This is a genomic window from Adhaeribacter soli, assembly GCF_008727925.1.
GTDB lineage: Bacteria > Bacteroidota > Bacteroidia > Cytophagales > Hymenobacteraceae > Adhaeribacter_A > Adhaeribacter_A soli.
This window is the reverse complement of the sequence record NZ_VTWT01000006.1, coordinates 358,253-385,038: the sequence shown is the minus strand read 5'-3', so window position 1 is coordinate 385,038 and position 26,786 is coordinate 358,253. Positions and strand designations below refer to the sequence as shown.

The 26,786-nt window shown below is 46.1% G+C and carries 23 protein-coding genes; 12 read left to right on the top strand and 11 right to left on the bottom strand.

All coding sequences use genetic code 11. The features are described 5' to 3' along the window. The first annotated feature begins 323 nt into the window (after positions 1–323). Both F0P94_RS12905 and F0P94_RS12900 read left to right on the top strand, forming a co-directional pair. Positions 324–989, top strand: coding sequence for an outer membrane beta-barrel protein (locus tag F0P94_RS12905; RefSeq protein ID WP_150904298.1), 666 nt, complete (start codon positions 324–326; stop codon positions 987–989). 181 nt (positions 990–1,170) lie between these two features. Further along, positions 1,171–1,470 carry a hypothetical protein gene (locus F0P94_RS12900; RefSeq protein ID WP_150904297.1) on the top strand — a complete coding sequence of 100 codons (300 nt, stop codon included), beginning with the start codon at positions 1,171–1,173 and terminating at the stop codon, positions 1,468–1,470. A gap of 324 nt (positions 1,471–1,794) precedes the next feature. Here the strand turns inward: F0P94_RS12900 and F0P94_RS12895 are convergent, their stop codons facing one another. The 7 genes from F0P94_RS12895 to F0P94_RS12865 form a co-directional block, all read right to left on the bottom strand. Further along, positions 1,795–2,019: a CsbD family protein gene (locus F0P94_RS12895; protein WP_150904296.1), complete on the bottom strand. Its 225-nt coding sequence runs from the start codon at positions 2,017–2,019 to the stop codon at positions 1,795–1,797. 134 nt (positions 2,020–2,153) lie between these two features. Further along, the gene (gene rplT, locus F0P94_RS12890) at positions 2,154–2,498 is read right to left on the bottom strand and encodes a 50S ribosomal protein L20 (RefSeq protein ID WP_150904295.1); all 345 of its coding nucleotides are present in this window, start codon (positions 2,496–2,498) and stop codon (positions 2,154–2,156) included. A gap of 76 nt (positions 2,499–2,574) precedes the next feature. Continuing rightward, the gene (gene rpmI, locus F0P94_RS12885; protein WP_150904294.1) at positions 2,575–2,772 is read right to left on the bottom strand and encodes a 50S ribosomal protein L35; all 198 of its coding nucleotides are present in this window, start codon (positions 2,770–2,772) and stop codon (positions 2,575–2,577) included. Between the two features lie 35 nt (positions 2,773–2,807). After that, positions 2,808–3,353 carry a translation initiation factor IF-3 gene (infC, locus tag F0P94_RS12880; protein WP_150904293.1) on the bottom strand — a complete coding sequence of 182 codons (546 nt, stop codon included), beginning with the start codon at positions 3,351–3,353 and terminating at the stop codon, positions 2,808–2,810. 90 nt (positions 3,354–3,443) lie between these two features. Then, a complete protein-coding gene (gene thrS, locus F0P94_RS12875; RefSeq protein WP_150904292.1) occupies positions 3,444–5,381 on the bottom strand; it encodes a threonine--tRNA ligase in 1,938 nt (645 codons plus the stop codon). Positions 5,382–5,411: 30 nt separating this feature from the next. Continuing rightward, a complete protein-coding gene (locus tag F0P94_RS12870; protein ID WP_150904291.1) occupies positions 5,412–6,476 on the bottom strand; it encodes a tetratricopeptide repeat protein in 1,065 nt (354 codons plus the stop codon). 107 nt (positions 6,477–6,583) lie between these two features. Further along, complete coding sequence (locus F0P94_RS12865; protein ID WP_225307208.1) at positions 6,584–9,073, bottom strand: DUF5686 and carboxypeptidase-like regulatory domain-containing protein; 2,490 nt, start codon at positions 9,071–9,073, stop codon at positions 6,584–6,586. A 142-nt stretch (positions 9,074–9,215) separates the two neighbouring features. On the opposite strand from F0P94_RS12865, the gene F0P94_RS12860 reads away from it, so the two are divergent. Both F0P94_RS12860 and F0P94_RS12855 read left to right on the top strand, forming a co-directional pair. Continuing rightward, positions 9,216–9,890, top strand: a complete 675-nt coding sequence (locus F0P94_RS12860; RefSeq protein ID WP_150904290.1) for a DUF4956 domain-containing protein — start codon at positions 9,216–9,218, stop codon at positions 9,888–9,890. A gap of 491 nt (positions 9,891–10,381) precedes the next feature. Next, positions 10,382–11,023 carry a VTC domain-containing protein gene (locus tag F0P94_RS12855; protein WP_150904289.1) on the top strand — a complete coding sequence of 214 codons (642 nt, stop codon included), beginning with the start codon at positions 10,382–10,384 and terminating at the stop codon, positions 11,021–11,023. Between the two features lie 44 nt (positions 11,024–11,067). Here F0P94_RS12855 and F0P94_RS12850 read toward each other — a convergent pair whose 3' ends face one another. The 3 genes from F0P94_RS12850 to F0P94_RS12840 form a co-directional block, all read right to left on the bottom strand. Beyond that, a complete protein-coding gene (locus F0P94_RS12850; RefSeq protein WP_150904288.1) occupies positions 11,068–11,850 on the bottom strand; it encodes a tetratricopeptide repeat protein in 783 nt (260 codons plus the stop codon). A 75-nt stretch (positions 11,851–11,925) separates the two neighbouring features. Continuing rightward, entirely contained in the window at positions 11,926–14,652 is a 2,727-nt protein-coding gene (locus F0P94_RS12845) for a DNA gyrase/topoisomerase IV subunit A (RefSeq protein ID WP_150904287.1), read from the bottom strand. Further along, the gene (locus F0P94_RS12840; protein ID WP_150904286.1) at positions 14,645–16,510 is read right to left on the bottom strand and encodes a DNA topoisomerase IV subunit B; all 1,866 of its coding nucleotides are present in this window, start codon (positions 16,508–16,510) and stop codon (positions 14,645–14,647) included. Before F0P94_RS12840 ends, F0P94_RS12845 begins: the two co-directional genes overlap by 8 nt. A 337-nt stretch (positions 16,511–16,847) precedes the next feature. On the opposite strand from F0P94_RS12840, the gene F0P94_RS12835 reads away from it, so the two are divergent. The 5 genes from F0P94_RS12835 (at position 16,848) to F0P94_RS12815 (ending at position 21,310) form a co-directional block, all read left to right on the top strand. Further along, a complete protein-coding gene (locus F0P94_RS12835) occupies positions 16,848–17,996 on the top strand; it encodes an AI-2E family transporter (RefSeq protein ID WP_150904285.1) in 1,149 nt (382 codons plus the stop codon). 163 nt (positions 17,997–18,159) lie between these two features. Further along, positions 18,160–18,630: a ferritin-like domain-containing protein gene (locus tag F0P94_RS12830; RefSeq protein ID WP_150904284.1), complete on the top strand. Its 471-nt coding sequence runs from the start codon at positions 18,160–18,162 to the stop codon at positions 18,628–18,630. Positions 18,631–18,754: 124 nt separating this feature from the next. After that, positions 18,755–19,123 carry a hypothetical protein gene (locus F0P94_RS12825; RefSeq protein ID WP_150904283.1) on the top strand — a complete coding sequence of 123 codons (369 nt, stop codon included), beginning with the start codon at positions 18,755–18,757 and terminating at the stop codon, positions 19,121–19,123. Positions 19,124–19,162: 39 nt separating this feature from the next. Continuing rightward, positions 19,163–19,777, top strand: coding sequence for a hypothetical protein (locus F0P94_RS12820; RefSeq protein WP_150904282.1), 615 nt, complete (start codon positions 19,163–19,165; stop codon positions 19,775–19,777). A gap of 111 nt (positions 19,778–19,888) precedes the next feature. Then, positions 19,889–21,310, top strand: coding sequence for an exonuclease domain-containing protein (locus F0P94_RS12815; protein WP_225307207.1), 1,422 nt, complete (start codon positions 19,889–19,891; stop codon positions 21,308–21,310). Between the two features lie 323 nt (positions 21,311–21,633). Here the strand turns inward: F0P94_RS12815 and F0P94_RS12810 are convergent, their stop codons facing one another. Further along, positions 21,634–23,172, bottom strand: coding sequence for a hypothetical protein (locus F0P94_RS12810; protein ID WP_150904281.1), 1,539 nt, complete (start codon positions 23,170–23,172; stop codon positions 21,634–21,636). A 302-nt stretch (positions 23,173–23,474) separates the two neighbouring features. Here F0P94_RS12810 and F0P94_RS12805 point away from each other — a divergent pair, with 302 nt between their 5' ends. From F0P94_RS12805 to F0P94_RS12795, 3 genes are all read left to right on the top strand, one after another. Continuing rightward, positions 23,475–25,145 (top strand): formate--tetrahydrofolate ligase, encoded by a 1,671-nt coding sequence (locus tag F0P94_RS12805; RefSeq protein ID WP_150904280.1) that lies wholly within the window; start codon positions 23,475–23,477, stop codon positions 25,143–25,145. A gap of 133 nt (positions 25,146–25,278) precedes the next feature. Then, positions 25,279–25,707, top strand: a complete 429-nt coding sequence (locus F0P94_RS12800) for a hypothetical protein (RefSeq protein ID WP_150904279.1) — start codon at positions 25,279–25,281, stop codon at positions 25,705–25,707. Between the two features lie 338 nt (positions 25,708–26,045). Continuing rightward, on the top strand, positions 26,046–26,471 hold the full coding sequence (locus tag F0P94_RS12795; protein ID WP_150904278.1) for a DUF1801 domain-containing protein: 426 nt from the start codon (positions 26,046–26,048) through the stop codon (positions 26,469–26,471). The last annotated feature ends 315 nt before the right edge of the window (positions 26,472–26,786 follow it).

The following is a 26,786-nucleotide window of genomic DNA, read 5'->3' as shown; positions in this document are numbered from 1 at the left end:
AGCGTCTGACAAAATCGAAGTGCTGGTTTATTCAACCCAAAACAAACACTTTTTTTAATCCCCCTCAAATTTTTAGCTTGATCTCAGTTTTCACCTTTCTACCCACTCCCACGCCTCCGGATCAGCAGCAATGCCGGAAGGCTTTTTTGTTTTTCAGCTCCTTTCTTTAAAATTCTGCTTTATTGATTTATTTAAGATTTGTTATTCAGGCTGCATTATCGCAATTTTACTCCTCCAAACAGATCGAATCATCTTTATAGCCTTTTACCACCGCTTTATAACAAAGGAGAAAATATCAGAGATTAAAAAAACTTAATACAAGCGTGAAAAAAATAATTCTGGCGCTCGGCATAAGCGCTTTTTCCTTTGTTGCAGCTGCACAAGATTCCACCAAAACTGCGTTACACGAAAGAGGTACCATTACCATTCGTTCCGGCATTAGCATACCCAAAGGAAAATTCGGGGCTAAAACCAATTATGATGAAAAAACTGGTTTTGCCGACCAGGGATTTCATGTAGCTGCGGAATATACTGGCTACATCGACAATTATTTTGGCTTAGGCTTAACTTTCGGAATTCGTAGAAATCCCTTTGATGTTGGTGCGTTTAATAACGATACGATAAGGACAAAATATTTTGCCCATACATCTTGGCGTACCAATTACCTGTTAGCTAATACTATTTTCAAATTCCCGGTTGCGCCGGTATTAGCCTTGTATTTTAAAGTCGGCGGCGGCATCACTTTTAATACTCATCCTGATATCAATACTACAGAATTCAGGAAGTCTCAATCTGAATTCCTTTCCAAATCAACCTCTTTGGCATACGGAGTGGGAAGCGGTATAAAATGGCAGGGCAAAAAGGTAGGTGTAAATTTTGAAGGTTATTCTTTATTTACCAACGGGAAATTCTGGGCAAAAAACTATACTACCAAAAAGGAACTGAACGCTATTAATTACAGCTTCGGCTTATCATATAAAGTTAAATAAAATAAAAGCAGTCTTACAGGATAAAATTTACCATCCGATACCCGTATTTTTCCGGATATTTTTTAAGTATTTTAAACATATTTCCGCCCTGCCGGTTTAGCTAATGGAATTCTCAGCGCAATTATTTTACGCTGTCAGTCTTCAGTTTTTCTTTAGTTTTTCACCATTAAACCCAAAAGCTATGGCAGTGTTAAGAAAAGTTAGTTTTAAGCGTTTAGAATGGCAACCAGACACCTTCAAGTATATCGACACGGCGGCTATCGAAAATGGCTACTTCCACAAGTGGGTTGATGAGGTATGGCCTTCGGCAGATGGAAAGATGAAGCCTGTAACCTTAGCCCTAATTGAAGCCGAAAATGGCGAAGTGGTAAAGGCCAATCCTACCACGGTTACATTTCAGGGAAAATCGGAAGATCCGGATAAAAACCGGTCCGTGGAAAGCTTGCAAAAGCAGGCGCTTGAAAGCCAGGAAAAAATCTAAAACCAAGTTAACCAGGAACCAGATCCAATTAAGCCGTTGACTTTAGAACCGTACGGTTGGAAATAAATACTGAAGCTTTAGAGCTTTCTTCTGGTAAATCCTAATAAGCCTTTGCCGGTATTTTTATCAATAAGCAAAAGGCAGTTTTATTGGGCTGCAGTATAAATGTCGGTGAAAACACCAACTTTGGCGGGCTTTATACAATTTATCAAAAACGCTAAACAGCTTCGATTTTAAATAGCGCTCTCCATAAATAAAACGGTAGAGATTTAACTAAAAAAGCCGGCGTAACCGGCTTTTTTAGTTTCTGAATTACAAACCAGATTATAAGCCGGAGATCCAGCTTCGCACGTCCTGGGCAGTTTTACCGATCTTATTACCGAGCTTACCCAGCCATTCTTCCTGCTGTCCGGAAGAATATTCCAGGTCATCGTCAGTTAAATTGCCGTACTGTTTGCGGATCTTGCCTTTCATTTCCTGCCAATTGCTTCTGGTTCTGAATTCCGCTGCATTCCGGTCGAAACCACTGTTTAGATCATTAATAGCCATAGGTACTTGTTTTTAAAATGATACATACATTATGTAGGAAAAACCGGGCTGGTACGGAAATGTTTAAAAAACACCGGAAAACAAAAAAGCCCCCGAAATATTCGGGGGCTTTTTCTTGCAAAATTATCAATTCGTTATTTTACTTTTTCTACTATGCCTTTAAAAGCTTCCGGGTGGTTCATGGCTAAGTCAGCCAGAACTTTACGGTTTAGGTTGATATCTGCTTTTTTCAAAGCGCCCATAAACTGGGAGTAAGACATGCCGTACTCACGTACACCGGCATTGATACGCTGGATCCACAGACCACGAAAATCTCTTTTCTTGGCTTTGCGGTCGCGGTATGCATATTGTAAACCTTTTTCAACGGCGTTTTTCGCTACCGTCCAAACGTTTTTACGACGGCCAAAGTAACCTTTGGCCAGTTTCATTATTCTTTTTCTTTTGTGTCGTGCTGCTACGACGTTAACCGATCTAGGCATTTCTGTACTTTTTTGGTGACTGGCGATACCCTTTTACAGGATATGCTTATTACCGGGCACCGGGTTAAACATTTAATTACTGTAATCCGAGCATGTGTTTTACGCGGTTCTCATCTGCTTCGTGAACTAAGCCGATGTGCGTAAGACCTCTTTTCTGCTTGGTGGTTTTCTTGGTCAGGATGTGGCTTTTGAAAGCGTGTTTACGCTTTACTTTGCCAGTACCTGTCAGGCTGAAACGCTTCTTAGCGCCTGATTTGGTTTTTACTTTAGGCATGGTATATAGATTGATTGATAATTTTTCTTATTGAATTAGGCTTTCTTCGGCTTCGGCGAAAGGAAGAGGAACATCCGCTTTCCTTCCAGCTTTGGCAACTGATCCACTTTCGCAAAATCTTCGAGCGCCTGGGCAAATTTCAGCAGCAACACCTCGCCGCGTTCTTTAAATACAATCGAACGGCCTACAAAGTGCACATAAGCTTTCACTTTTGCGCCACCTTCCAGGAATGACTTGGCGTGTTTCAGCTTGAACTCAAAATCGTGGTCGTCGGTGTTCGGGCTGAAGCGGATCTCTTTCTGAACCACTTTTTGCGTTTTGGCCTTCAGCTCGCGCGATTTTTTCTTCAGATCGTACTTAAACTTCGAATAATCAACAATGCGGCAAACAGGCGGCTCGGCCTTCGGAGAGATCTCCACCAGGTCAAGGTTTTGTTCCCGGGCCAGGCTCAAGGCTTTATCGAGCGGATAAACGCCTGGTTCCACATTTTCGCCAACCACACGTACCTCGCGGGCCGTGATGCGTTGATTAATTTTATATGGCTCTTCTACTACGGCCCGCATAGGGGTCCGTCTGTTCATTGTAGCTATAGTAGTACCTCCTTAGTTTAGTTTTTTCAATCAGGGTGCGAATATCGGATATTTTTCGCAATAATGAAAACAATACCCGAATTATTGTCCAAAAGTTTCCGCAATTATACTTTTAAAATGGTTCACGAACAAGTCAACCGTCATGTTGCCAAGGTCGCCTTCGCCGTGCTTCCGTACCGAAACGATCTCGTTTTCCTGCTCCTTCTCCCCCACGATGAGCATATAGCTTACTTTCTTCACTTCGGCATCGCGGATCTTCCGGCCAATTTTCTCGTCGCGGTTATCGATGTAGCCCCGGATATCTTCCTGCATTAAGCGGTCATATACCTGCTGAGCATAATCGTGGTACTTTTCCGAAATCGGCAGTACCGCAATTTGCTCCGGGCTCAGCCACAGCGGGAAATTACCGGCGCAATGCTCGATGAGTACAGCCACAAAACGCTCCAGGGACCCGAACGGTGCGCGGTGGATCATTACCGGGCGGTGCTTTTCGTTATCGGAACCATTGTACTCTAACTGGAAGCGCTCCGGCAGGTTGTAGTCTACCTGAATGGTTCCCAGCTGCCATTTACGGCCCAACGCATCGCGTACCATAAAGTCGAGCTTAGGGCCATAGAAAGCGGCTTCGCCCAGTTCGGTAACGGTGGTCAGGTTCTTCTCGTGCGCCGCTTCAATAATAGCCTGTTCCGCCTTTTCCCAAAGCTCATCCGAACCAATGTACTTGGCCTTGTTTTCCGGGTCGCGGAGGGAGATCTGGGCGGTATAATCTTCAAAACCCAGGGTTTTAAAGGTATAGATTACCAGGTCGATCACTTTGGTGAATTCTTCTTTTACCTGGTCGGGGCGGCAGAAAATGTGCGCATCGTCCTGGGTAAAGCCCCGCACGCGGGTTAAGCCATGCAACTCGCCGCTTTGCTCGTACCGGTAAACGGTACCGAATTCGGCTAAACGCAAGGGCAGGTCGCGGTACGAACGCGGCTTGGTTTTATAGATCTCGCAATGGTGCGGGCAGTTCATCGGTTTCAGGAAAAACTCCTCATTCTCATTCGGGGTCCGGATCGGCTGAAAAGAATCGGCACCGTATTTTTCGTAGTGGCCGGAAGTAACGTAAAGCTCTTTGCTTCCAATGTGCGGGGTAACTACCGGGCTGTAACCGGCTTTCACCTGGGCTTTACGCATGAATTGCTCCAGACGTTCCCGCAATAAGGTACCTTTCGGCAACCAGAGCGGCAAGCCCATGCCCACTTTCTCGGAGAAAGCGAACAATTCCAATTCCTTGCCTAGTTTCCGGTGATCGCGCTTTTTAGCTTCTTCCAGGCGCTCCAGGTACTCGGTCAGTTCCTTTTGTTTCGGGAAAGTGATGGCGTAAACCCGGGTAAGCTGCTTGCTTTTTTCGTCGCCGCGCCAGTACGCGCCGGCCACGTTCATAAGCTTGGCGGCCTTAATAAAACCGGTATTCGGAATGTGCGGGCCTTTGCAAAGATCGGTGAAATTGCCCTGGTGGTAGAACGTAATGGAGCCGTCCGGCAGGTCTTTCAACAGATCTAATTTATACTTATCGCCTTTTTGGGTGAAGTATTCAATTGCTTCGGCTTTGGAAATCGGCTGGCGCTGGAAGGCACTTTTCTCTTTGGTAAGCTCGAGCATTTTCTTTTCGATGGCTGCGAAATCGTCCTGGCTCAGTTGTTTCTCACCCAGGTCGATGTCGTAGTAAAAACCGTTTTCGATGGGCGGGCCAATGCCAAACTGCACGTTCGGATAAAGCGCTTCGATGGCTTCGGCCATTAAGTGGGCGGAAGAATGCCAGAAGGTCGATTTGCCTTCCGGATCGTTCCAGGTAAGCAGTTGTACCGTAGCATCGTTCTCGATCGGGCGGGTAGAATCCCACACTTCGCCGTTCACTTTGGCAGCCAGCACGTTGCGGGCCAGCCCTTCCGAAATGGAAGAGGCAATTTCATAACCGGTTACGCCTTTCGGAAACTCACGAATGCTCCCGTCAGGTAAGGTGATTTTTATCATGTCAGTTAATTAAATTCTTTTTCAGGGCTACTATTTCTGAGAAGCCGTGGTATCAGGTTTCGTTTTGCGGCCCTGCAGCCTTCTTACCGCGTTGCGGGCAAAGGCATCGTCCGGAGTTTTCTGCAAAACTATATTATATTGGCGTAATGCCGCATCGGTTTGCCCGATTTTTTCATAACTATGGGCCAGAAGTAAATTCAGGTTCGGGAGTTTAGCAGCATGCGGCAGCACTTTCTCGAAATGCGGAATGGCCTGGGCATAGCGGTCGCGGTTGTACTCAATTACCCCCAGGTTGTAAGTTGCAAGGTACAAGGACGAATCGGCAACCAAAGCGCGTTTAAAGCTGGCCATGGCGCTGTCCGGGTAATGCTGGGCCACCAGGTTATAGCCTTGGTTAATGTATAAGGTAGCGTTTCCGGGATCGTAGCGCAAGCCCGATTCGATGTAGGTGGCTGCTTCTTTGTAATGCTTCTGAGCGGTGTTGATCTTGGCCAGTTCAATGTAAGGCTCCACAAAGGCTGGCGCTTGCTCCAGGGCGGTCTGTAAATTGGAAATGGCCCGGGTGGTATCGCCGCTTTCGGCGTATACCACGCCTTTGTAAAAGTACGCGTATTCGTTAAACGAGGAGAGTCTGAGCGCCAGGTTCAGGTAATCGATTGCCTTTTGATACTGTTTGATAATGAGGTTGATCTCCCCCATTAAAATGTAGAGGTCGCCGGTGCGGTAGTTCCGTGACTCGGCGGCCTGGGCCGAGTTCAGGGCCGCTTCCAGCCGGTTTAAATTGCGTTGCGCTTTGGCTTTCAGAAAATAATATTCCCCTTTGCTGTTATCTAAGGAAATTGCTTTTTCAGCATCGGCCAAGGCTGCTTTATCCTGTTTCAGATCTAAATAAAGGCGGCTTCTTTGTGCGTATAAACCGGCGTTATTCGGGTCTTTTTCAATGGCTTCGGTCAGGTAACTGATCTTGGCATCGGGTTTATCGGAAACGGTTTTCAGGTCCACCATTTTTTCCTGATCTTTTTTCTCTCCCGAACAAGCCCCGAGCAAACCGGCCACTACTAATAAACTATACCGCAAACGCATTTTAAAATTCAATTCTGTTTAAATAACGCTGCTAAAGTATTAATATTTTTGCAGAATCGGCCCTTTTGCACCGATAAAACCTGTAATCCTACTTTTTACCCGCCTTAACATACCCTTTTTTACAGCCTGAATTGCGCCGAAAGCTTCACCCCGAAATTGTTCGCATCCGGGTTGTTCCGGTACGTTAAGCGGTGGAAGGCTTGCAAGCGGATAAACCTGAAAATGTTCTCGAAACCATAACCCACTTCGGCGTATGGCGTGCCTTTTACAAACTGGTTGAAACCGCCCAGCTCCTGACCGGCGGGCCCGGTTTCCGGCAGCAAGGCCAGGTTTTCATTACTGATATGGCCGTATAAAAGATTACCGGTAGCTACCAGGCGCCATTTCAGCTTTCTTATTAACGGAATGCTGTTCAGGCCGAAACCTTCGAAGTGCTGGTCGTACTGCAGGTTGGCATACGTGTCGCTTGCAAACTCAAAATAATTCATCAGGGTGAAAGCCGACTTGTTGTAGAACGGCGTTTCGTTGCCTAAATGCACTTCCAGTAAAGGGTATGGTACCTGGGAAAAGATCTTGCCTACTTCAAGTTCGTAGGTTCCGGAACCGAAGATGCCCAGCGGAATTTTCTGCTTCACGCTGCCATCCAGGCGCTGGTAGGAAAGGTCGGAGCCCAGGGTATTTTTCAGGCCCAATACATAGCGAATTTTGAAAACCGGCCACCCCTTATTGCCCAGGCTTACGCGGTCGTTATCGGTTTGCAGGAAGATCTCGTTGTTGGCGTACCGGGTTTCAAAAATCAGTTCGGAAGTAGAGAAACGATCCTTTAAAACTGCGCCGTTTTCGTTTGTTTCAGCTATGTAAAAGAACGGGAAGAGCGGATCGAAACTCCGCTGCCGGAAGGTAACTTTTTCGGTAAAACCTTTAAACAGTTCGCGCTGCACCCAAAGCGCGGACTCGTGCTGGTGGTAAGGCCGCTTCAGTTTTCCGAACCGGCTGGAAGCCAGAAAGAGGGTATTGTTCGTTACATTATCGGTATTGATGCCTACCTGGCCTAGGTCGAATTTATCGGAGATGCCGATCTCGCTCCAGCGCTTGCGGGAAAGAATAAACCTACCCGAGATCTTATATTTAAACCTGCCGTCGCGGGTGCCATAAGCCCCGTAACCGCCGAGGAGAACCCGGCGACTGAAGTCGGAATTGGTTTTAAAGCCCAGCTGAAAACGGTGCCCTTCGATGTTGTTGAACGCCCAAAGGTACGGGTACGGCCCCAGGTTGATTTTTCCTACGTTTTTATATCCGTTTATGATGATGTTGGCGATCTCCACGTACGTTTTAACGGACGGAATTTCCTTTACCGAATCGATCATGGCAATTACGTGCTGTTCGGTGGCGCTGAGGCTGTCGTGGCGGCTTTTATTCCAGAATTCTTCGTTATGCTTCAGGGCTTTTTCGGCAACTTCCACCCTTTCGGTAAAGAATTCGGGGGTGAGCGGCAGGTTTACTTTTACGTCTTTGTTAGAGGTATAGATCTTGGCCAGCATGCCCGGCCGGTGCTTGCCGACACTCATGATCTTTACCAGCAAACGGGTTTTAACCGGGATCCAGGGACCGGCTTCGGTAGGCTGCAATTCCTGCTGGATCTTTACTTTTTCGATGTAATTCAGGTTGGCGCTTTTGCTTATGTTCAGGTCTACTTGCTTTAAGGCGTAAGAAGATTTATCGATCCAGATGTACCCGTTAAAAGCCAGATCCTGGGGCCGGCGCGGAATTACTTTTAATTTGTAGCAATACGTGCCGCCAATGTGCAGGCTGTCTTCCAGGTCGTAATCGTAATACAGCTTCCAGCCGTCGGCAATCGGGCTGATGAATTCCTTGCCCAGGAGCCGCATCCAATTGTCGTAGAAGTTATATTCCTGAAAGGTGGAGCCGATGAGTTGCGTTACCAGGCTGCCGTCTTCCAGCCCGATGCCGGTCACTTTAGAGGCTTTAATGTTTTCCTTCGTTTTCTTCGGGTTTTTCAGGTAATAAAAATCCGATAACGATTCGGAAATGAAAACGGGAAGTACCGGCTGGCCTTCTTCGCCGGCAATAAGCTTAATGCTGTCCAGAATGGAAGTGATGGGTTTGATCAGGCTCTTTTTCTTAAAGGCATCGGTGATGTTGTCGACATCGAGTTCGATCTTGTTGTAGGTTTCGTAATTGTAGCTGCTGAGTTTCTCTTTGTTGTTGGCTTCTTTGCGGTCTACAACTTTTCGCATTACGGCAAAAGCCGGGTTCTCCCCTGCCAATACCACCACTTCTGCTAATTCCTGGGTGCTGGACTGCAGCTGAAAATTGATGGTCTGTACACTGGCCTTACTTACAAACTTAGACCGGGTAAAATAGCCAATGTAAGAAACGGTCAGGGAATCGGAGGGCGGAATAACTTTCAGGGTATAATTCCCATCGAAATTGGTGGTGGTGGCAATGCGCGAATTCTTGAAATAAACGCTGGCAAAGGGTATCCCTTCTCCGGTCTGGGCATCGATTACCTTACCCGATATCATTCTTTCCTGGGCAAATGCGGCATTGCTTACCAGCAGCAGCAAAAAAAGTAAAAATCTATTCACAGAAACTATCCCGGTTTTAGGTATTACAATATCAAAAATAGAAGAATTATCCGTACTTAAAATGTTTATAAGGTTTTTAGATCAAGAAACCTGCCCGCCATATTTGCGTTACTGCCTTAATCAGCTTAACCAGCTCCTCTACATGGATCTTAATTCTTTGGAACAACTGGTTCAGAAAACGCAAAATCATGAGCAGTTTTTACTGAACCTCGTCATTACCGCTTTTATTACCTATGGCATCGCCATTTTTTACATCAGGTTCGGCAACTCCATTTCTAACCGGAAAAAATACGCCCAGAATTTCCTGTTGCTTGCGCTTACCACCATGCTTATTATTTACATTGTAAAAGCATCGGTAGCCCTCTCCCTCGGCCTGGTTGGCGCCTTATCCATTATCCGTTTCCGGACGGCCATAAAAGAACCGGAAGAACTCGGTTATCTTTTCCTGAACATTGGCGTGGGCCTGGCCATGGGCGCTAACCAGGTGGTTATTACCTTAATTGCCGTAGCCGTGATCCTGACTTTGCTTTTCATTCAGGCCATCCTGAATAAGAAAAACGCTTTCAGCACTTCCGAGCACATGTACATCAACATTCTTTGCCGGCGCAACGAGATCGATCCGATCCACGAGATCCTGAAAAAGCACTTCAAATCGATCCTGCTCAAGCGAATGGATAACGAAAACAATGCCATTACCTTGTCTTACCAAATTGAAACCAACGATATGGATATAGTGGTTAAAGCCCAGGACGATCTGGCTGCTTTTTCCCCCGACCTTGAATTCTCCTTTATTGAGCAGCGCAACCTGGTATTTTAAGGCCCTGATTTAATGCATTGGTCTTTCAAATGCTAAAGTGCTAAAATTATTGAGGAAAACAATTTTAAAAATAACATTTACCGCATCTTTTTAATAAAGGGCACTTTCTTAGCTGCAAACAGTAGGGTTTTGGAAAGAAAAGGCTTTTCCTAATTAGAAATTAAAAATTAGAAATGATGAAGTTGAGAGATTGATTGATTTCTTTCTGGTTCGACTTAAGTGTATTGGGAAAGCCTTTTATTTCCTCTTCATTGCCGTCTGCTTTAGCTGACGGATCCGTCAGCTAAAGCAGACGGCAATGAATTTTTCGTAGCAATTGTTTTGTAAACCATAGTTAATTAGCGGTAGTTTTTCTACTGCAAACGATACTGTTTCAGGAATAAAAACCCCTTTTCGGACTTGGGCGACTTACGAGCCATTTTTAACTGATATTCCGAAAAATGTAAAACACATTAGCCCATTAGCACATCAACAAATTAACAAATTAACCCATGTTGCGATACGAACGAAAATACCGGGCCGAAGAGGTGACGCTGACAGAGGTGCTGCAGATGGTACGGATGCACCGGGCCGGGTTTCGCAAGGCATTTCCCGACCGTTTCATCAACAGCATTTACCTCGATACGTACGAACTGGATTACTACAACGACAACATTGCCGGGCTGTCGGACCGGGTAAAGCAGCGTATTCGGTGGTACGGCGAACGACTGGACAATATCCTGAACCCGGTAATGGAGATCAAGATTAAGGAAAACGAACTGGGTTATAAACGGTACGCGGAATTACCGGCCTTTAAACCCGGCGGAAATTTTTCGTACGAGAAGTACATGAAGCAGCACCTCTGGCTGGCTACGAACAACATTGTGCCTACGGTCATGATCCGGTACATGCGCTCCTATTTTGTTTCCTTCGATAAGAAAGTGCGCGTAACCGTAGACCGGAACCTGGCTTACTACCCGGTAGATAAAAAACTGAACTTCAATATTCAACCCTATACCGACCCAACCATAATTGTAGAATTGAAATACCCGGCCGACTACTACAAGAACCACGATTCCTTTACCCAGGATTTTCCGTTCCGGATGACGCGCAATTCAAAATACGTGCAGGCGATTATGACGTGCTACGGGTAGCGTTTAAAGGGAAAAAAAAGGACATAAAAAAAGCGAAGCTTACGCTACGCTTTCTGAATTTCCCGGAGCATGGCCTGGCAGCGCCTGCTGACTTCCAGCTCTTCGGTGGTTAAAATTTTAAGTTCGGAAGCTTCCAGTAAGGTTACTTCTACCAGATCCATTTTCTGCAGTTCCCGGTAAACACATGCCAGGTCGTAGTAATAAGAAATGTTGGCAGGGTTGTAACTAATGGCTTTCTGAAGGGCTTCTACGGCTTTTTCGTTCGAGGCATCCAGCGAAACGCCCCCAAAGAACATATTGACGGCAGCTTTTTCCGGTTTACTCAGGTTGGCATTTTTGAAATTCCAGCGCCCCATCAGTTGCCAGGCATCGGCATGTGCCGGATCGGCATTTAAAGCGGCATCGAGGTGGAATTTAATTACTTTGGAACGGAGCATTCTTTCTTTCACGCCCAACACATTGGCCTTGTTGTAAACCGCCAGTGCCATTACGTAATTGCTTTCGGCATCTTCCGGGTTTACGCAAAGGGCGGCATCGGCATAACTCCAGGCTTTTTCGAAATACTTTTGCTGGGTTAACAGATCGGAATACCGGAGGCCAATGCGGGAGTTCAGCAGGCTGGATTTCCAGAGGGCTTCGTAGCAATCGGGTTCCAGTTCCAGGGCTTGTTCGAACTTTTGCAGGGCCAGGTTGTCTTTGGCAGAAGCAAATAATTCGTTTGCTTCCTGCAGGAGGGTTTCGGTTTTGGAGTTGCCGGCCAGCACTGCCTGGCCGGCAACCATCCAAAAGATATAGGTGAACAATATTTGCGTTATTCGTTTCCGCATCTGATCGTGAAAATTAAATATAGTAATTTTGCTTCAGAAACGGTACTTATATAACAGAAAAAAGTTGCCGTTCCTTTAGAAGAGGTTCAGCTGTTTTTTCTTCGGCTTCACTCCTTCTTTATTAGCTTCTACGCCTTCTGTTTCAATCAGTTCTAAATCAAAACTTTCTTTGCTAAGTTCTATTCCTCCGGGTTGCTCCGAAGGCAGCTTTACTTCGGCCGTTTTGGGCAATCTGGTCAGCTTTCCTCCTTTCCCGGCGGCTTTTGGTTCTTCTGCTACCGGTTCCGGCGTAAGTACATCTACGTCAATTACCTTGTAATAATTTAATTTATTACCGGTGGCTTTCCAGCCTTTTACATCGATGAATGCGCTGAGCAGAATGCTTTCCGTTTCCTTCTCGCTTTTCTTTTCGCGCTGCATTTTAATTTCTACCTGTGGCGCTTCGTGCGTGGAAACGGCAACCATTTTCGAGCCTTTGCTTTCGTTTATGAACGAGAAGCGCTTGCCAACGGTGCTGGTTTCGACCTTAAAGCGTTTCACATAATAGGTCTTCGTTTCACCATCCATGTGCACCACCGAGATAACGCGTTCCGGATCGAACTTCTGCAGAATTTCAATATTCGCTACGTCGTAGTGATTTGAAATCTCGAAGGAAGTCAGCTCGTAAGAACCGTCCTTGAAGATCACCAGAATGGTATCGTCGGTATTGAAAGAACCCAGGTACCGCCCGCGGCTTTCGGTATTTAAACGACCAATTACTTCGTCGTAGTATATTTCGCGACCACCTAAGGTGCTTTCTCCCAGGCTTTTCTGCACAATTTTCTTTACCGGATACTTGGTAACGATATTGCCTTGCGAGCCTTTTCCTTTAATAAGCAGTTCTGCAAAATCGAAATCGAAGATCTTGTTCCGGGCCGGCGCCGTTGGCGTAAGCGTTACGGTTACTACTTCCGATTCCGAGTTCGGGTTGGCCGTAAAGTAAAGCACTTTAGAGCCTTTGTTGCCTTTGGTCAATTCGTATTCTTTGTCGCGGGTAATGCCGGTTACGTTGAAACGCTTGGCCATGCTCAGGCCCGATTTGCCATCTACATAGATCATGTTGTAGACCATGTGTTCGTCGTTCTTGTTGTACACGCCCACGTAGATCAGGTCTTTGCCCATGAACACTTTATCGGAGATCTTGCTTACCTGGAATTTACCTTCTTTGGTGAACGCAATGATGTCGTCCATGTCGGAGCAATCGCATACGAATTCGTCTTTCTTCAAACCATAACCCACGAAACCGTCTTTGCGGTTCACGTACAGTTTCTGGTTTGCAATCGCTACCTTTTGAGCCGTAATTACATCGAAAGTACGGATCTGGGTTTTGCGGTCGCGGCCGGCACCGTATTTCTTCAGCAGGTTCTCGAAATAAGCTATCGCGTAGCGGGTCAGGTTCGCTAAATTATCAGCAACCTCAGCCATTTCGTTTTCCAGGTTCTTAATGTATTCCTCGGCCTTGAAGGCATCGTATTTCGAGATCCGTTTAATTTTGATCTCGGTCAAACGCACGATGTCGTCTTCGGTAACTTCGCGGCGCAACAGCTTTTTGAACGGATCCAGACCAGAATCGATCTTCGCAATTACTTCTTCCCAGGTGGTGGCTTCTTCGATGTCGCGGTAAATGCGGTTTTCGATGAAGATCTTTTCCAGGGAAGACATGTGCCATTTCTCGTCGAGTTCGGCTTTGCGGATCTCGAGTTCCTGACGAAGCAGTTCCTGGGTTTTAAAAGTTGAGATACGAAGCACATCGTCCACATTCATAAAATGCGGCTTGTCGTCGATGATCACGCACGTGTTCGGAGAGATCGAAACTTCGCAATCGGTAAAGGCATAGAGCGCATCGATAGTCAGATCCGGGGAAACGCCGGCCGGCAGGTGCACCTGAATTTCTACGTCTTTCGCCGTATTATCGACTACCTTCTTGATCTTGATCTTGTTGTTCTCGCTCGCTTTCACGATCGAATCCATCAGGCCAGTAGTAGTCGATCCGTAAGGCACGTCGCGGATAATGAGCAGGGTTTTATCTACCTTCTCGATGGTGGCGCGCACGCGAATCCGGCTACCCCGCAAACCGCCGTTGTAATTGCTTACGTCTACCATACCGCCCGTCGGGAAATCGGGTACGATCTGGGTTTTGCGGCCTTTCAGGATTTCGATGGAAGCTTTGATCAGTTCCTTGAAGTTGTGCGGCATGATCTTCGTTGAAAGACCTACCGCAATACCTTCTACGCCCTGCGCTAACAGCAACGGGAATTTTACCGGCAACGTAACCGGCTCGTTTTTCCGGCCGTCGTAAGAAGCCTGCCAGATGGTAGTGTCGCCGTTGAAGGCTACATCTAACGCAAACTTCGAAAGGCGCGCTTCGATGTAACGCGGCGCTGCTGCCGAGTCGCCGGTGCGCACGTCACCCCAGTTACCCTGGGTTTCAATTAAAAGATCTTTCTGGCCCAGGTTCACGATCGCGTCGCCAATGGAAGCATCACCGTGCGGGTGGTATTGCATGGTCTGGCCGATCACGTTGGCTACCTTGTTGAAGCGGCCGTCGTCGATCACTTTCATAGCGTGCAGAATGCGGCGCTGAACCGGCTTTAAACCGTCTTCAATGGCCGGCACGGCACGCTCCAGAATTACGTAGGAGGCATATTCCAGGAACCAGTTCTCATAAAGGCCGGAAACCGGAATTATGTCGTGAATGACTTCTTCAGCTTCCAGGTTTTCGAGGTTGGTTTCTTCGTTTTCCAGTTCGTTATCGTTAAGCATAAACTTCTACTTCTTCCTCTACGAGGTCTTTCTCTATCTTTAAATTCTCAATAATAAACTGCTGCCGTTCCGGGGTGTTTTTGCCCATGTAATAGGTCAGGATCTTCTGGATGCTGGTTTCATTTCTCAGAATTACCGGTTCCAGCCGAATGTTGTCGCCGATGAATTTGCCGAACTCATCCGGCGAAATTTCACCCAAACCTTTAAAGCGCGTGATCTCCGGATTTTTGCCCAGTTTGCGCATGGCCTGTTGCTTTTCGGTTTCGTTGTAGCAGTAAATGGTTTCTTTCTTGTTGCGCACCCGGAACAGCGGCGTTTCCAGAATGAACACGTGACCGTTCTTTACCAGATCGGGGAAGAATTGCAGGAAGAACGTGAGCAGCAGCAAACGAATGTGCATGCCGTCTACGTCGGCATCGGTAGCAATTACCACGCGGTTGTAGCGCAAATCTTCTATGCCTTCTTCAATGTTTAAGGCGTGCTGCAGCAGGTTGAACTCTTCGTTTTCGTAAACTACCTTTTTCTTCAGGCCAAAGCAGTTCAGGGGTTTTCCGCGTAAGGAAAATACCGCTTCCGTTTCCACGTTCCGGCTCTTGGTAATAGAACCTGAAGCCGAGTCGCCCTCGGTAATGAACAAGGTCGTTAATAAAGCTTTTTCAGACTTATCGGCGTCGAAGTGAATGCGGCAGTCGCGGAGTTTGCGGTTGTGCAGGTTTGCTTTTTTAGCCCGTTGGTTTGCCAGCTTTTTAATGCCGGCCATGTCCTTACGTTCCCGTTCGCTTTGCTCAATTCTCCGTTTCAGGGCATCGGCGGCAGCCGGGTTCTTGTGCAGGTAATTATCTAAATGCTCCTTCAGGAAATCGTTAACGAAGGCCCGCACCGTTGGCAGATCCGGACCGATGGTTTGGGAACCCAGTTTGGTTTTGGTCTGAGATTCAAAAACCGGTTCCTGTACCCGAACGGAAATAGCGCCCACAATGGAAGCCCGCACGTCGGAAGCATCGTAGTCTTTTTTATAGAATTCGCGTACCGTTTTTACCACTGCTTCTCGGAAAGCGGCTAAGTGCGTACCGCCTTGCGTGGTGTACTGGCCGTTCACGAAGGAATAATATTCTTCGCCGTATTCATTGCCGTGGGTCAAGGCTACTTCAATGTCGTCGCCTTTCAGGTGAACGATCGGGTAACGCTGGCTTTCGGCGTCTATTTTCCGGGCTAAGAGATCTTTTAAACCATTCTCGGAGTAGTATTTCTGGCCGTTGAAATGGATGGTCAACCCGGCGTTCAGGTAAACGTAATTCCAGATCAGGTTTTCGAGGTATTCCGGAATAAAGTGGTAATTGCGGAAAATGGTATCGTCGGGTACAAAGGTCACCAGAGTACCGTTGCGTTGGGAAGTTTCCGTTACCGGATGATCTACCGTTAAAATACCCTGCTCAAATTCGGCGGTTTTCATCTGGCCGTCGCGCACCGACTGCACTTTAAAATAGCTCGACAAGGCGTTGGCCGCTTTGGTACCCACCCCGTTCAGACCAACCGATTTCTGGAAGGCTTTGGAATCGTACTTACCGCCGGTGTTTATTTTGGAAACGCAATCGATTACCTTTCCCAGCGGAATGCCGCGGCCGTAATCGCGTACTACCACCTTATGGTCGGAAACTTTAATTTCAATGGTCTTTCCGTTCCCCATCACGTATTCATCGATGGAGTTATCGATAATCTCTTTCACGAGGATGTAAATACCATCGTCGGTGGAAGAACCGTCGCCGAGCTTACCGATGTACATACCCGGCCGGAGGCGGATGTGCTCACGCCAGTCGAGAGAGCGGATGGAATCTTCGGTGTAATTAACTTCTGCCATTTTTATCTATCTGTCTGTCTTAATCGCTGAATCAATTTGTAAAATAACGCAATTTCCGGAAATAAAACACGCGGCACAAAGCTATAAATTTTAGCAAAACACCTTAATCATTTCATTCTCAGTGGCAAATGCCAGTCTTGAAATTGCGGCCATAACCTTAGCGGCTTCCGGCTTTTTCTTAACCTATAAGACGGTATCAAAGTTCAGAAAAAACCGTTTAATTGCGCTTGTTTCGTAGTTTTTTAGTTTTACTTTTGAAGCATAAAACGATACGATTTTAATAAATATATCTTAATGGCTATTTTCCCCGTTTAGCCAGAGCAATCCCTTTTATTTCATGGAATTAAAATTACCCGCTTACCTTCGTTACGTCTTTTTGCTAATAGGATTAGCTTTAACCATCTGGTTCCTGCAACTTTTTAAGGCCGTACTGGTACCGATCCTCTTTTCGGCTTTATTTGCGTTCCTGCTTTTGCCGCTTTGCCGTAGCCTGGAAAAATTTAAAGTGCCCCGGCCGCTGGCCATCCTGATCTGCATCATTACCATTATGCTTGTTTTGGGCGGCATCATCTGGTTTTTATCGGCGCAACTGATGAGCTTTACCGGCGAACTGAACAACATTACCGGCAAATTAAGCGAGCTACTGATGCGGGTACAACTGTTTCTGCAGGAAAAATTCGGGATCGAGCCCCGCAACAATGCCGAGCTTATCCGGAGCAGCCTGGGAAATTTACAGGAACGGGGCACCCAGATCATCGGCAACACCATTTCTACCACCACAGGGGCGCTGGCCGTGTTTGGCTTAATTCCGATCTACATTTTCTGTATGCTGTATTACCGCAACCACATGCGGCAGTTTATGTTCAAATTTGTTACCCCGAACAGCCGCATCCACGTTATGGACACGGTAGGCACCATTCAGGGCGTAGTGGCCAGCTACATTACCGGCCTCATAACCGTGATCATTATCGTTTCGATGCTGAACTCCCTGGGTTTGCTGATCATGGGCGTGAAATACGCGTTCTTCTTCGGGGTTTTCGCCGCCATTCTTACCATTATTCCATATATCGGCATTCTAATCGGGGCAACCTTACCGGCTTTGTTTACCCTGGTGGAAACCGGCTCGGTGGTAGATGCCCTGATTGTGGTGGGTATTTTTGCTTTTGTGCAGTTCCTGGAAGGCAATTTCATTACTCCTTATATTACCGGTTCCAAAGTTTCCATAAACCCGTTTGCTGCCATCGTGGCTTTGATTGTGGGCGGCGAGATCTGGGGGGCCGTGGGTATGATCCTCTCCATTCCGATCATTGCCATTCTGAAAGTGCTCTTCGATGCGTATGCCCCTACCGAACCGCTGGGCTTTTTATTAGGCGATATTCATGACCCAACCGAAGGGCCCGGGATTTTAAATAAATTTATCCTGAAAATACGGCGGCTTTTAGGTCTGGAAGCCAAACCGGACAAGAACAATAACCAGCAATCTTAAATCAGCCAAAGAACCTGTTAACCAGAATCATACACTTTTCTATCCTTTACCCTGACATTCTTATGTTAACTTATTAGTTGCAACCAGTAAATTGGTTTCCGAGTATATAAAGCCTGTGGAGGTTCACAGAAAATTGATTTTCAACAACCTAAATCTTAATACTATGGAAATGAAAAAGGATGCTTTAAAAGCAATAAACGATTTGGTAGAAACCTGTAAAGACGGTGAAAAAGGTTTTAAGTCCGCCGCCGAAAATGTAGATAATCCGCAAATAAAATCTGAGCTCATCCGGTTTGCCCAGCAGCGGGCCGACTTCCGGAGCGAACTCGAAACCTGTGCCCGGCAACTGGGCGGTTCGATAGAAAATACCACTTCGGTAACCGGGGCAGCCATGGATGCTGTAGGCGCCGTGCACCGGGGCTGGATCAACTTGAAATCTGCCATTACCGGCCACAATGCCAAAGCTATTCTGAACGAATGCGAAAACGGCGATGCGGTAGCTATAGAAACTTACGAAAAAGTAATGAAAAGCCCGGACCTGCCGGTGAACGTAAAAACCGTTATCCAGAAGCAACACGACGAAATTGAAGCAGCCAAAGCGGCTGTCGCCTCGCTTAAAAATACCGTATTGTAATAATTTCCTTCCCGGAAAAAGAAAAAGCAGCCTGTGGAAACGGGCTGCTTTTTTTGTGGTTTAGGGTAGTGTTTTTTGTTTTGTCAGGATTTGTTAACTTTAATGAAATTCTGACTTGTTGGTTATGGGATTTCTGAAAACTTTTGTTTCGGTTGTGATAGTATGCTTCTCTTTTGCTTTGAATTCATTAGGGCAGAAGGTTGAGATTAAGCAAGATTCAACATTTTTCCAAACTTATCCTGATGGGTATAAGATAGAAGTAATTCGTCATAAAGTAAAAGTAAACAATCAACCATATGTAATAATATATGAATATTTACAAAAGCAACTCCTTAATCCAAAGGATAAAGTTAAAACGAGATATTCTATTTATGAAATAAAAAACCTTACAACCCCGACTAACCCTATAAGCCAAACTTTAGCTTCTATTTATCCAAATTTCAACTACAAACAATTAAATCAGAAAACTCTAGAAAGGTCTCTAATACCTTAGGAGTTTAGTATTCAATTTAATAAGGATAATAGTGAATATTTGGAAAAATATAGAACAAATGGGTCACTCATCTCGAATTTAATCACAGAATTCGTACAATATGAATTAATCAGAGATAATAATCTTACTAGAAATGGAAAAAGATTGATCTTTTTAAAATATGGACAGGATGTTACTAAATCCTTTCGACACCGCTGGATATGTGGATTTGGTCTTAATCCTCCTGTCCAAACAATTAATTTTTCAACTAATCACTTGATAGTTTATGATGATTTGAATCTTGACTGCAAATTCTCCATTTCAGCAATGCTGGATAGTTCAACAATTAAAAGTATTAAATACTTCAATAGTGAAAATGAATTCATTGGAGAGGCCACTTTTGATTCAATTGGAATCAGTAAATATGGTTGTAGAGAATTGAATTATATATTTCTCTCAAAAGAAAATGAAACAAAAAAAATCACTCTTTGTGATAAAAAATATTTCCCCTATTATGCAAAAAATGATAAAGGAGATTCAACTAAAATATTGATAGATGAATATATGGGCAGTATTAGCCCTAACTCATCGTTTATTGGCTGCGAATTCAATACAAGAGTAATGCATCAAATTATTAGTTTGGGTAAGGCTATCAGAGATTTATATTTTTTATAATCCATTTCAAGGTTTTCCCCCTTCTTTAGCAAAAAGGCACTTTTATCCTTTCCCTTCTGTTTCAAAGCAGCTATTCCTACCGGTTAGCTAAAATTTTTAGTTATCTTTGCTTTGAAACGCAACGCACTTCCTTTGTACGCCATTATCGATATTGAAACTACGGGCGGCCAGCCGGCACAGGACCGTATTACGGAGATCGCCATTTTTATTCATGATGGCTACCAGATCACCGATAAGTTTCATACGCTGGTAAATCCTCAGCGCCCTATCCCCTACTTCATTTCCAACCTTACCGGCATTACCGACGATATGGTGAAGGATGCGCCGAAATTTCACGAGGTGGCGAAGGAAATCGTGCAGTTTACCGAAGGCAAGATCTTTGTGGCCCACAACGTGCGTTTCGATTATTCCTTCGTGAAAAAAGAATTTGCCGATCTGGGGTATACCTACCAGCGCAAAACGCTTTGCACCGTTCGTCTGAGCCGGAGCTTAATTCCGGGTTTGCCTTCTTACAGTTTAGGAAAACTTTGTAAAAGCATCAATATTCCGCTGGAATTGCGCCACCGCGCTATTGGCGATGCGGAAGCCACGGCCAAACTTTTCGATAAGCTGATAAAGCTGAACGAGAAGGCGGTATCGGGATCGGAAGATATCGTTACGGAAAGCCAGAAGGCGCTGAAAAATGAAGTAAAAACCTCGCTGCTGCCACCAGCCATTAAGAAAGACCAGGTAGATGCACTGCCCGATAAACCCGGCGTGTATTATTTCCACGATGAGAAAGGCGAAGTGATCTACGTGGGCAAAAGCATCAACATCCGCAAGCGCATCATTCAGCACTTCAACATCGATTACAAAAGCAAAAAGTCCATCGAGTTCAAAAACCAGATCGCCTATATTACCTACGAGTTAATGGGGAATGAACTGATCGCCTTGCTTTTCGAATCGGACGAAATTAAACGGATGAAGCCGCATTATAACCGGCAGCAGCGCCGGAGCGTGTTCAATACCGGCATTTTTGCTACGGTAGACGACAAGGGCTACAAACGCCTGAGTTTCGGCCGGATCAACGACGAACGGGTGCCACTTATTGCTTTATCGAACCATTTCAAGGCCAAGGGATTTCTTTATCACATGGTCGGGAAATACAATTTGTGCCAGAAACTTTGCGACCTGTACAAAAGCGCTGGTTCCTGCTTCGATTACCAGGTGCACCAATGCAAAGGCGCCTGCATCGGCAAGGAAAGCCCGGAGGAATATAATGCCCGCGTAGAGAAAGCCATCGAATCGTTCACCTACCAGCACAGCAGTTTTGTGATCATCGGCAAGGGACGCGAAGCCGCGGAAAAATCGATCGTGGTGGTGGAGAATGGTCGTTATCTGGGCTTCGGTTTTGTAGACGACAGTTTTTCGGCCAGTTCGCTGGAAGATTTCAAATCCGGCATCAAACGCTACAACGACAACAAGGATATCATGCAGATCATCCGCAACCACCTCCGCACCAAAACCAGCGATAAGCTGATCGTTTTTGAGTAACTTCTTTGTCTGAACTATGATTTATGGGATTTTTGTGATTCCTGTGATTTTTCGGTATTTCCGGGTTCTGTCCTTTGAAGGAAACCAACTAAGCGGATTGAATCTGGAAATTACAAGGTTTGTCGGTAGAACGGAATCTGGAATAGGTCAGGTTAAGCAAAATTATTGCGTCATCCCGAGCGCCAGCCGAGGGATCTTATCAAGCCACTTTTCTGCAATTTAACCGGTAAGACAAATCTTGCTACGCTCGTTTTGCCATTGTAATTTCCATAAGTTTCCTCGGCTTCGCTCGGAATGACTTGCTTTTCTCCTGTTCCATAATACTAATAAAGTCTATGGCGGAGCAACCAGCCATCGCCGCTGAATTCGTCGGCTTTGGGATCGTACGGGATTACTTTCAGCAGTTTGGCATTTGGAACCATGTTGCCGTCGCCGGAATCCATAAATTTAATTCTCCGGATCTTCGTGGCACTGAAACTCACGCTATCCTGGTCTTCGCCGTCGTAAAGGCGCACTCTTTTTACCGTTTTACCTTCTCCCCTTATTTCAAAAAGGTCTTCGTCGCCTAAGCCATAGATTTTCAGTTTTTTGGTTTCGGAACGTTTAAAGGTGCGGCTGGCAATTAACTGTTCCGGTTTATCTTTTTTGGCCGGCCGCAGCATTTCCACTAAAAGCTCTTTGCCTTTATAAGTCAGCCGGAAAATCTCTTCTTCGTCGGTTCCGGGAATTTTTACGTCCTTGGCCAGTATTTCGTAATACTTTTCCGCCACTTTAGGTAACTGATCCCGGCGGTTTTTCAGCTTCTTTTCAAATTCTTTTCCGGTTAAGGCGTAAATATTAGGCGGCCAGCTCCGAACGGCGTTTTCGATCACTTCGTCCGTAAGCTGCATTTTCAGGCTGTCGCCGATCTGCTTAAAATCTTCGCGCGTAAGGAAAACCAGTAAGGAATTATCCATGGGTGCCGCGGTTTTATTCAGGCCGTCCAGGTTTTTAATATTTTTCCCGAACGACTGCAGGTTATTGGAATATTTACTGGCCAGCCAGGTAATGATGCCGTCGTCGAACTTGAAAAAAGCGTGGTCCCGGTCGCGGGGAATTCCCACATATTTCCGGCCTTTTCCGGGCAATTCATAAGAAGCCCAGCGCCATTGGTCTTCGCGCCGGCTCCAATCCCCGATCCACATGTCGAATAACCGCGCCCGCAAATACGCCCGGGCATCTACCCGGTTCTTGTTGTCGGCTACCAGTTTACCGAACATTTTCCGGGAGCTTACCACTTCTTCCGAATTGCCGAAATTCTCCGCATTCCGTTGGTCACCTTCGGGCCGTTCCTCCAGCAATACCAACATGTTGGCAAACTCCGTCCGGAACTCCCCCAAAGCCGGATCGTCGGGAACCACAAAAAGCTTTGGGTTGGTATGGTAAATACCGGCCGCTTTGGCCAAGGGCGGAACAATAAAAGCGCCATACGGATGGATCACGCTGGTCTGGTCGCGGACAAGCCGGCCAATTATCGAATTCCGGACCTCCGGCGAAAGGCTTTGGCTCGGATCTTTATCGATAGAACGCAGCACATATTCGCGCCCTTCCGGATTGACCATGCGCAGATTTTTGGTTTGGTAGGAACCTCCTTTCAGAAACGGTTTTAAGCCACCCGCTTCGGTTTGCAGGTTCAGAAATGTTACCGTTACCGGTTCGGCCCAGGCCTTGCGGTAGTGCTTGCCAAAGAAGAGGTGATGCAGAAAGCTTTTATCATATTTCTTCCCTGCCACTACCGTAGTATCGGCGGGAAACGCGCGGGCAATAACGGCAGGGAAACTGATAAAAAAGGCGAGGAATAAAAACTGTACGAATTTTGTCAAGCAGGATAAATGTTTACTTCCGTATTTTTACGTAAATAGTCTGAAAAGTTTTTGCTTGTCCGAAAGCGCCGTTTCAAAATATAGTTGCCTGCCCGAAAACGAACCGGTAATTCCTGGAATGATTTACATTCCCGCGTATCCGGAAAATCAATTCGTGTGGTTCCTTTCAAAAACATAAAAAAAGCAGGCAGTTTTCACCAGCTTTTTCCTACCATTATTCCGGGCTTTTTACCTAATTTCACGCCAACGGCATCGCCGAACAAAAAGCATTCATTCTCTTACCTAACCCTACTTTCCCCGAAATGAAACCCGATATCGAACTGGCCCGCGAAACCAAGCTGCAACCGATCGCCCGAATTGCTGCCGACCTGCACATTGACGAAGAAAATCTGATTCCTTACGGCAAATTTAAAGCGAAAGTAGATTACCGGGTTATTTCCGACGAAAAAATAAAGCAAAGCAGCCTGATCCTGGTAACGGCCATTACGCCTACCAAAGCCGGTATTGGCAAAACCACTACCTCAATTAGCCTTGCGCAGGGCCTGCAGCAATTAGGCAAAAAAGCGGTGCTTGCTTTACGCGAACCTTCGCTGGGGCCGTGCTTCGGCATGAAAGGCGGCGCAACCGGCGGCGGTTACTCGCAGGTACTGCCTATGGATGAAATTAACCTGCATTTTACCGGCGATTTTCACGCCATTACCTCGGCCAACAACATGCTGGCGGCCCTTCTCGACAATTACATTTACCACAACCGAAACTCCGACAAGCCGCAACTGAAGCAGGTTTTGTGGCGCCGCGTGCTGGACGTAAACGACCGCAGCCTCCGGCAAATGGTCAGCGGCCTGGGCGGCAGCGCCAATGGCATTCCGGCGGAAACCGGTTTTGATATTACGCCGGCCTCCGAGATCATGGCGATACTTTGTCTGGCCAAAGACCTGGAAGACCTTGAAAACCGCATCAATAATATTCTGCTGGGGTATACTACCGATAACGAGCCTTTCTTCGTACGTGACCTGGGCGTAGGCGGCGCCATAACGGTGTTGCTGAAAGATGCCATTCACCCGAACCTGGTACAAACCATGGAAGGCGGCGGCGCTTTTGTGCATGGCGGACCGTTTGCCAATATTGCCCATGGCTGCAACTCTTTAATGGCTACGCGCATGGCCATGAGCACCGGCGATTTTGTAATTACGGAAGCGGGATTCGGGGCCGATCTGGGAGCGGAAAAATTCTTCGATATAAAATGCCGGGTAGCCGGCCTGAATCCGAAAGCCAGCGTGCTGGTGGTTACTTCCCAGGCGCTGAAACTGCACGGCGGTGTAGAGGTAGCGGATATTTCCAAACCGAACGAGGAAGGCCTGAAACTGGGCTTGCTGAACGTAGGCGAGCACCTGAAAAACCTGCAGCAGTTCGGGCAATCGGTAGTAGTGGCGTTTAACCAGTACCACTTCGATACCGAAGAAGAAATTGCCATTGTGCGGCATTGGTGCGAAGGCCATAAAGCCGCTTTTGCGCTGAACAACGGTTTTACCCAAGGCGGAAAAGGCGCGGTTGAACTTGCCCAAACGGTACTGGATCTCATCGAAAAAGCGCCTTCTGCAGACGTAAAATTTGCCTACGACCTGGAAGACAGTATTGAAGACAAGATCCGGAAAGTAGTGGTGAATGTTTACGGCGGCAAATTCATTTCCTTCAGCCCGAAGGCCGCTTTAATGCTGAAACGGATAAACCGCTTAGGTTTCGATAAATTGCCGATCTGCATTGCAAAAACCCAGTACTCTTTCTCCGACAACCCGGCCCACCTGGGCGTAGCGCAGGATTTCGAATTTAAAATTGCCGACCTGATAATTAATTCCGGCGCCGGTTTTATTGTGGCCGTGGCCGGCGAAATGATGCGCATGCCGGGATTGCCAAAATCACCGCAAGCGGAACGCATTTTTTTAAAGGACGGCGAAATTGAAGGACTGAGTTAAGTAAATCGATCAGCGGGCTATTCGGCAAACGGTAGGAAATAGCTGTAAAAAAATATTTGCTACTTCGCCGGAAAACCCGACTGATTTAAAATAAATATTGCTCCACATTCTTAAAAAAAACCAACCTCCTGCTATGATCAAACTTCTATCCACCCGCACTGCTGCTTACGGCCTCATTCTTATTCAGAGTTTGGTACTGGTATTTCACTTTCTGGTGCTTTTCGGGGTAGTTCCGTTTGAAATTGTTTGGGGCGGCAGGTTGAAAAGTGCGGAAGAAATGCGCGTGTTTGAATCCGTTTCTATTATCCTGAATACGCTCATGATTGCGGTGGTAGCCATTTATGCCGGATTGTTGCCCTTAAACGTGAACCGGAAAATGCTGAGGTTTGCTTTCTGGGTTATGTTCGTTTTGTTCGCGCTCAACACTGCCGGCAACTTATTGGCGGTGAACGAATATGAAAGAATGATCTTCACGCCGCTTACGTTCCTGCTTGCTGTTTTCAGTTTAAGGTTAGCCCTCAGCAAGCCGGTACCGGCACCTAATGCTTCTTTTCAAAATTAATGTAGCGTGTAAAGCAGCTTGTTATTAAATTACGAAGGTTAATTGCGCGAAGCATGCGTCCGCCTGAGGCTAATCTTGTAGGGTGAAAATTTTAAGTCATCTCGACGCCAATAGAGATCTCATCAAGTTGGTAGTGTCTTTTATTCTGGCTTTTCTACCTTATTTCGGAGATCTCTCCTGGCGTCGAGATGACCGCTAGCGTATAAAACTGCTTTAAATCCAAGGTTTTTATCATTAAAAACCGGTCCGGATTTTTTCCTTTTAAGATTAGCTTCAAAAGGGGACTTAAAAGTGAGAATTACTACTTGGTCAGCATTTAAAACTTATAACCAGCAATTATGAGCACGACTTTACCCACTAAAAAAGCAAAACCTGAAAAGAAGACCGGTCCGGAGCAGGTTGCTGCGTTCCTGGAAAATCTGGTACATCCTTTAAAACCGGAAATAGAGGAAGTACGGAAGATCATTTTAAACACCAATAGCCAGTTAACCGAGCACATAAAATGGAATGCGCCGAGCTTCTGCCTGCAGGGCGACGACCGGATAACCTTCAACCTGCACGGAAAAGATTGCTTCAGGCTAATTTTCCATTGCGGCGTAAAGAAAACCGGCACAAAAGAACAGTTATTTCAGGACGAAAGCGGTTTACTTACCTGGGTGGCTCCCGATCGTGCTACTGCCACTTTTAAGGATATGGCGGATGTGAAAAGGAAACAAGATCAGTTGAAGGTAATTATTAAAAAGTGGCTTGAGGTTACTCCTTAGTTTTTTCAGGCTGATAACCTACCGTTAAAAGATTATAAGGCAGTAAAGAAGGCCCATCGCTTCAAGTTAAAATCTTATCACATACAAATCAATTCCGGAAGCTGCCGGTTGCAGGGAAGTTTTTCACCACTACCCTTCGCCTGAAATTTCAGCATTGATTGGAGAAATCCGACGGCAGGTAATATAGAAATATCGTTATTCCTGAAACTTTCCTGAAAATTTCCGTTAACAGGAAAAAATCAGAATTGAATGCCAAGGTCCATCCTTATCTTATTTCTTGTTTCGAGTTTTTGCCTAAGCTGTGCCCGGTCTAAT

Coding starts and splice junctions, on each gene's coding strand:
- F0P94_RS12900 (WP_150904297.1), top strand. CDS start 1,171: ATGGCAGTGTTAAGAAAAGTTAGTTTTAAGCGTTTAGAATGGCAACCA.
- F0P94_RS12895 (WP_150904296.1), bottom strand. CDS start 2,019: ATGGCTATTAATGATCTAAACAGTGGTTTCGACCGGAATGCAGCGGAA.
- rplT (WP_150904295.1), bottom strand. CDS start 2,498: ATGCCTAGATCGGTTAACGTCGTAGCAGCACGACACAAAAGAAAAAGA.
- rpmI (WP_150904294.1), bottom strand. CDS start 2,772: ATGCCTAAAGTAAAAACCAAATCAGGCGCTAAGAAGCGTTTCAGCCTG.
- infC (WP_150904293.1), bottom strand. CDS start 3,353: ATGAACAGACGGACCCCTATGCGGGCCGTAGTAGAAGAGCCATATAAA.
- thrS (WP_150904292.1), bottom strand. CDS start 5,381: ATGATAAAAATCACCTTACCTGACGGGAGCATTCGTGAGTTTCCGAAA.
- F0P94_RS12860 (WP_150904290.1), top strand. CDS start 9,216: ATGGATCTTAATTCTTTGGAACAACTGGTTCAGAAAACGCAAAATCAT.
- F0P94_RS12855 (WP_150904289.1), top strand. CDS start 10,382: ATGTTGCGATACGAACGAAAATACCGGGCCGAAGAGGTGACGCTGACA.
- F0P94_RS12850 (WP_150904288.1), bottom strand. CDS start 11,850: ATGCGGAAACGAATAACGCAAATATTGTTCACCTATATCTTTTGGATG.
- F0P94_RS12845 (WP_150904287.1), bottom strand. CDS start 14,652: ATGCTTAACGATAACGAACTGGAAAACGAAGAAACCAACCTCGAAAAC.
- F0P94_RS12840 (WP_150904286.1), bottom strand. CDS start 16,510: ATGGCAGAAGTTAATTACACCGAAGATTCCATCCGCTCTCTCGACTGG.
- F0P94_RS12835 (WP_150904285.1), top strand. CDS start 16,848: ATGGAATTAAAATTACCCGCTTACCTTCGTTACGTCTTTTTGCTAATA.
- F0P94_RS12830 (WP_150904284.1), top strand. CDS start 18,160: ATGGAAATGAAAAAGGATGCTTTAAAAGCAATAAACGATTTGGTAGAA.
- F0P94_RS12825 (WP_150904283.1), top strand. CDS start 18,755: ATGGGATTTCTGAAAACTTTTGTTTCGGTTGTGATAGTATGCTTCTCT.
- F0P94_RS12805 (WP_150904280.1), top strand. CDS start 23,475: ATGAAACCCGATATCGAACTGGCCCGCGAAACCAAGCTGCAACCGATC.
- F0P94_RS12800 (WP_150904279.1), top strand. CDS start 25,279: ATGATCAAACTTCTATCCACCCGCACTGCTGCTTACGGCCTCATTCTT.
- F0P94_RS12795 (WP_150904278.1), top strand. CDS start 26,046: ATGAGCACGACTTTACCCACTAAAAAAGCAAAACCTGAAAAGAAGACC.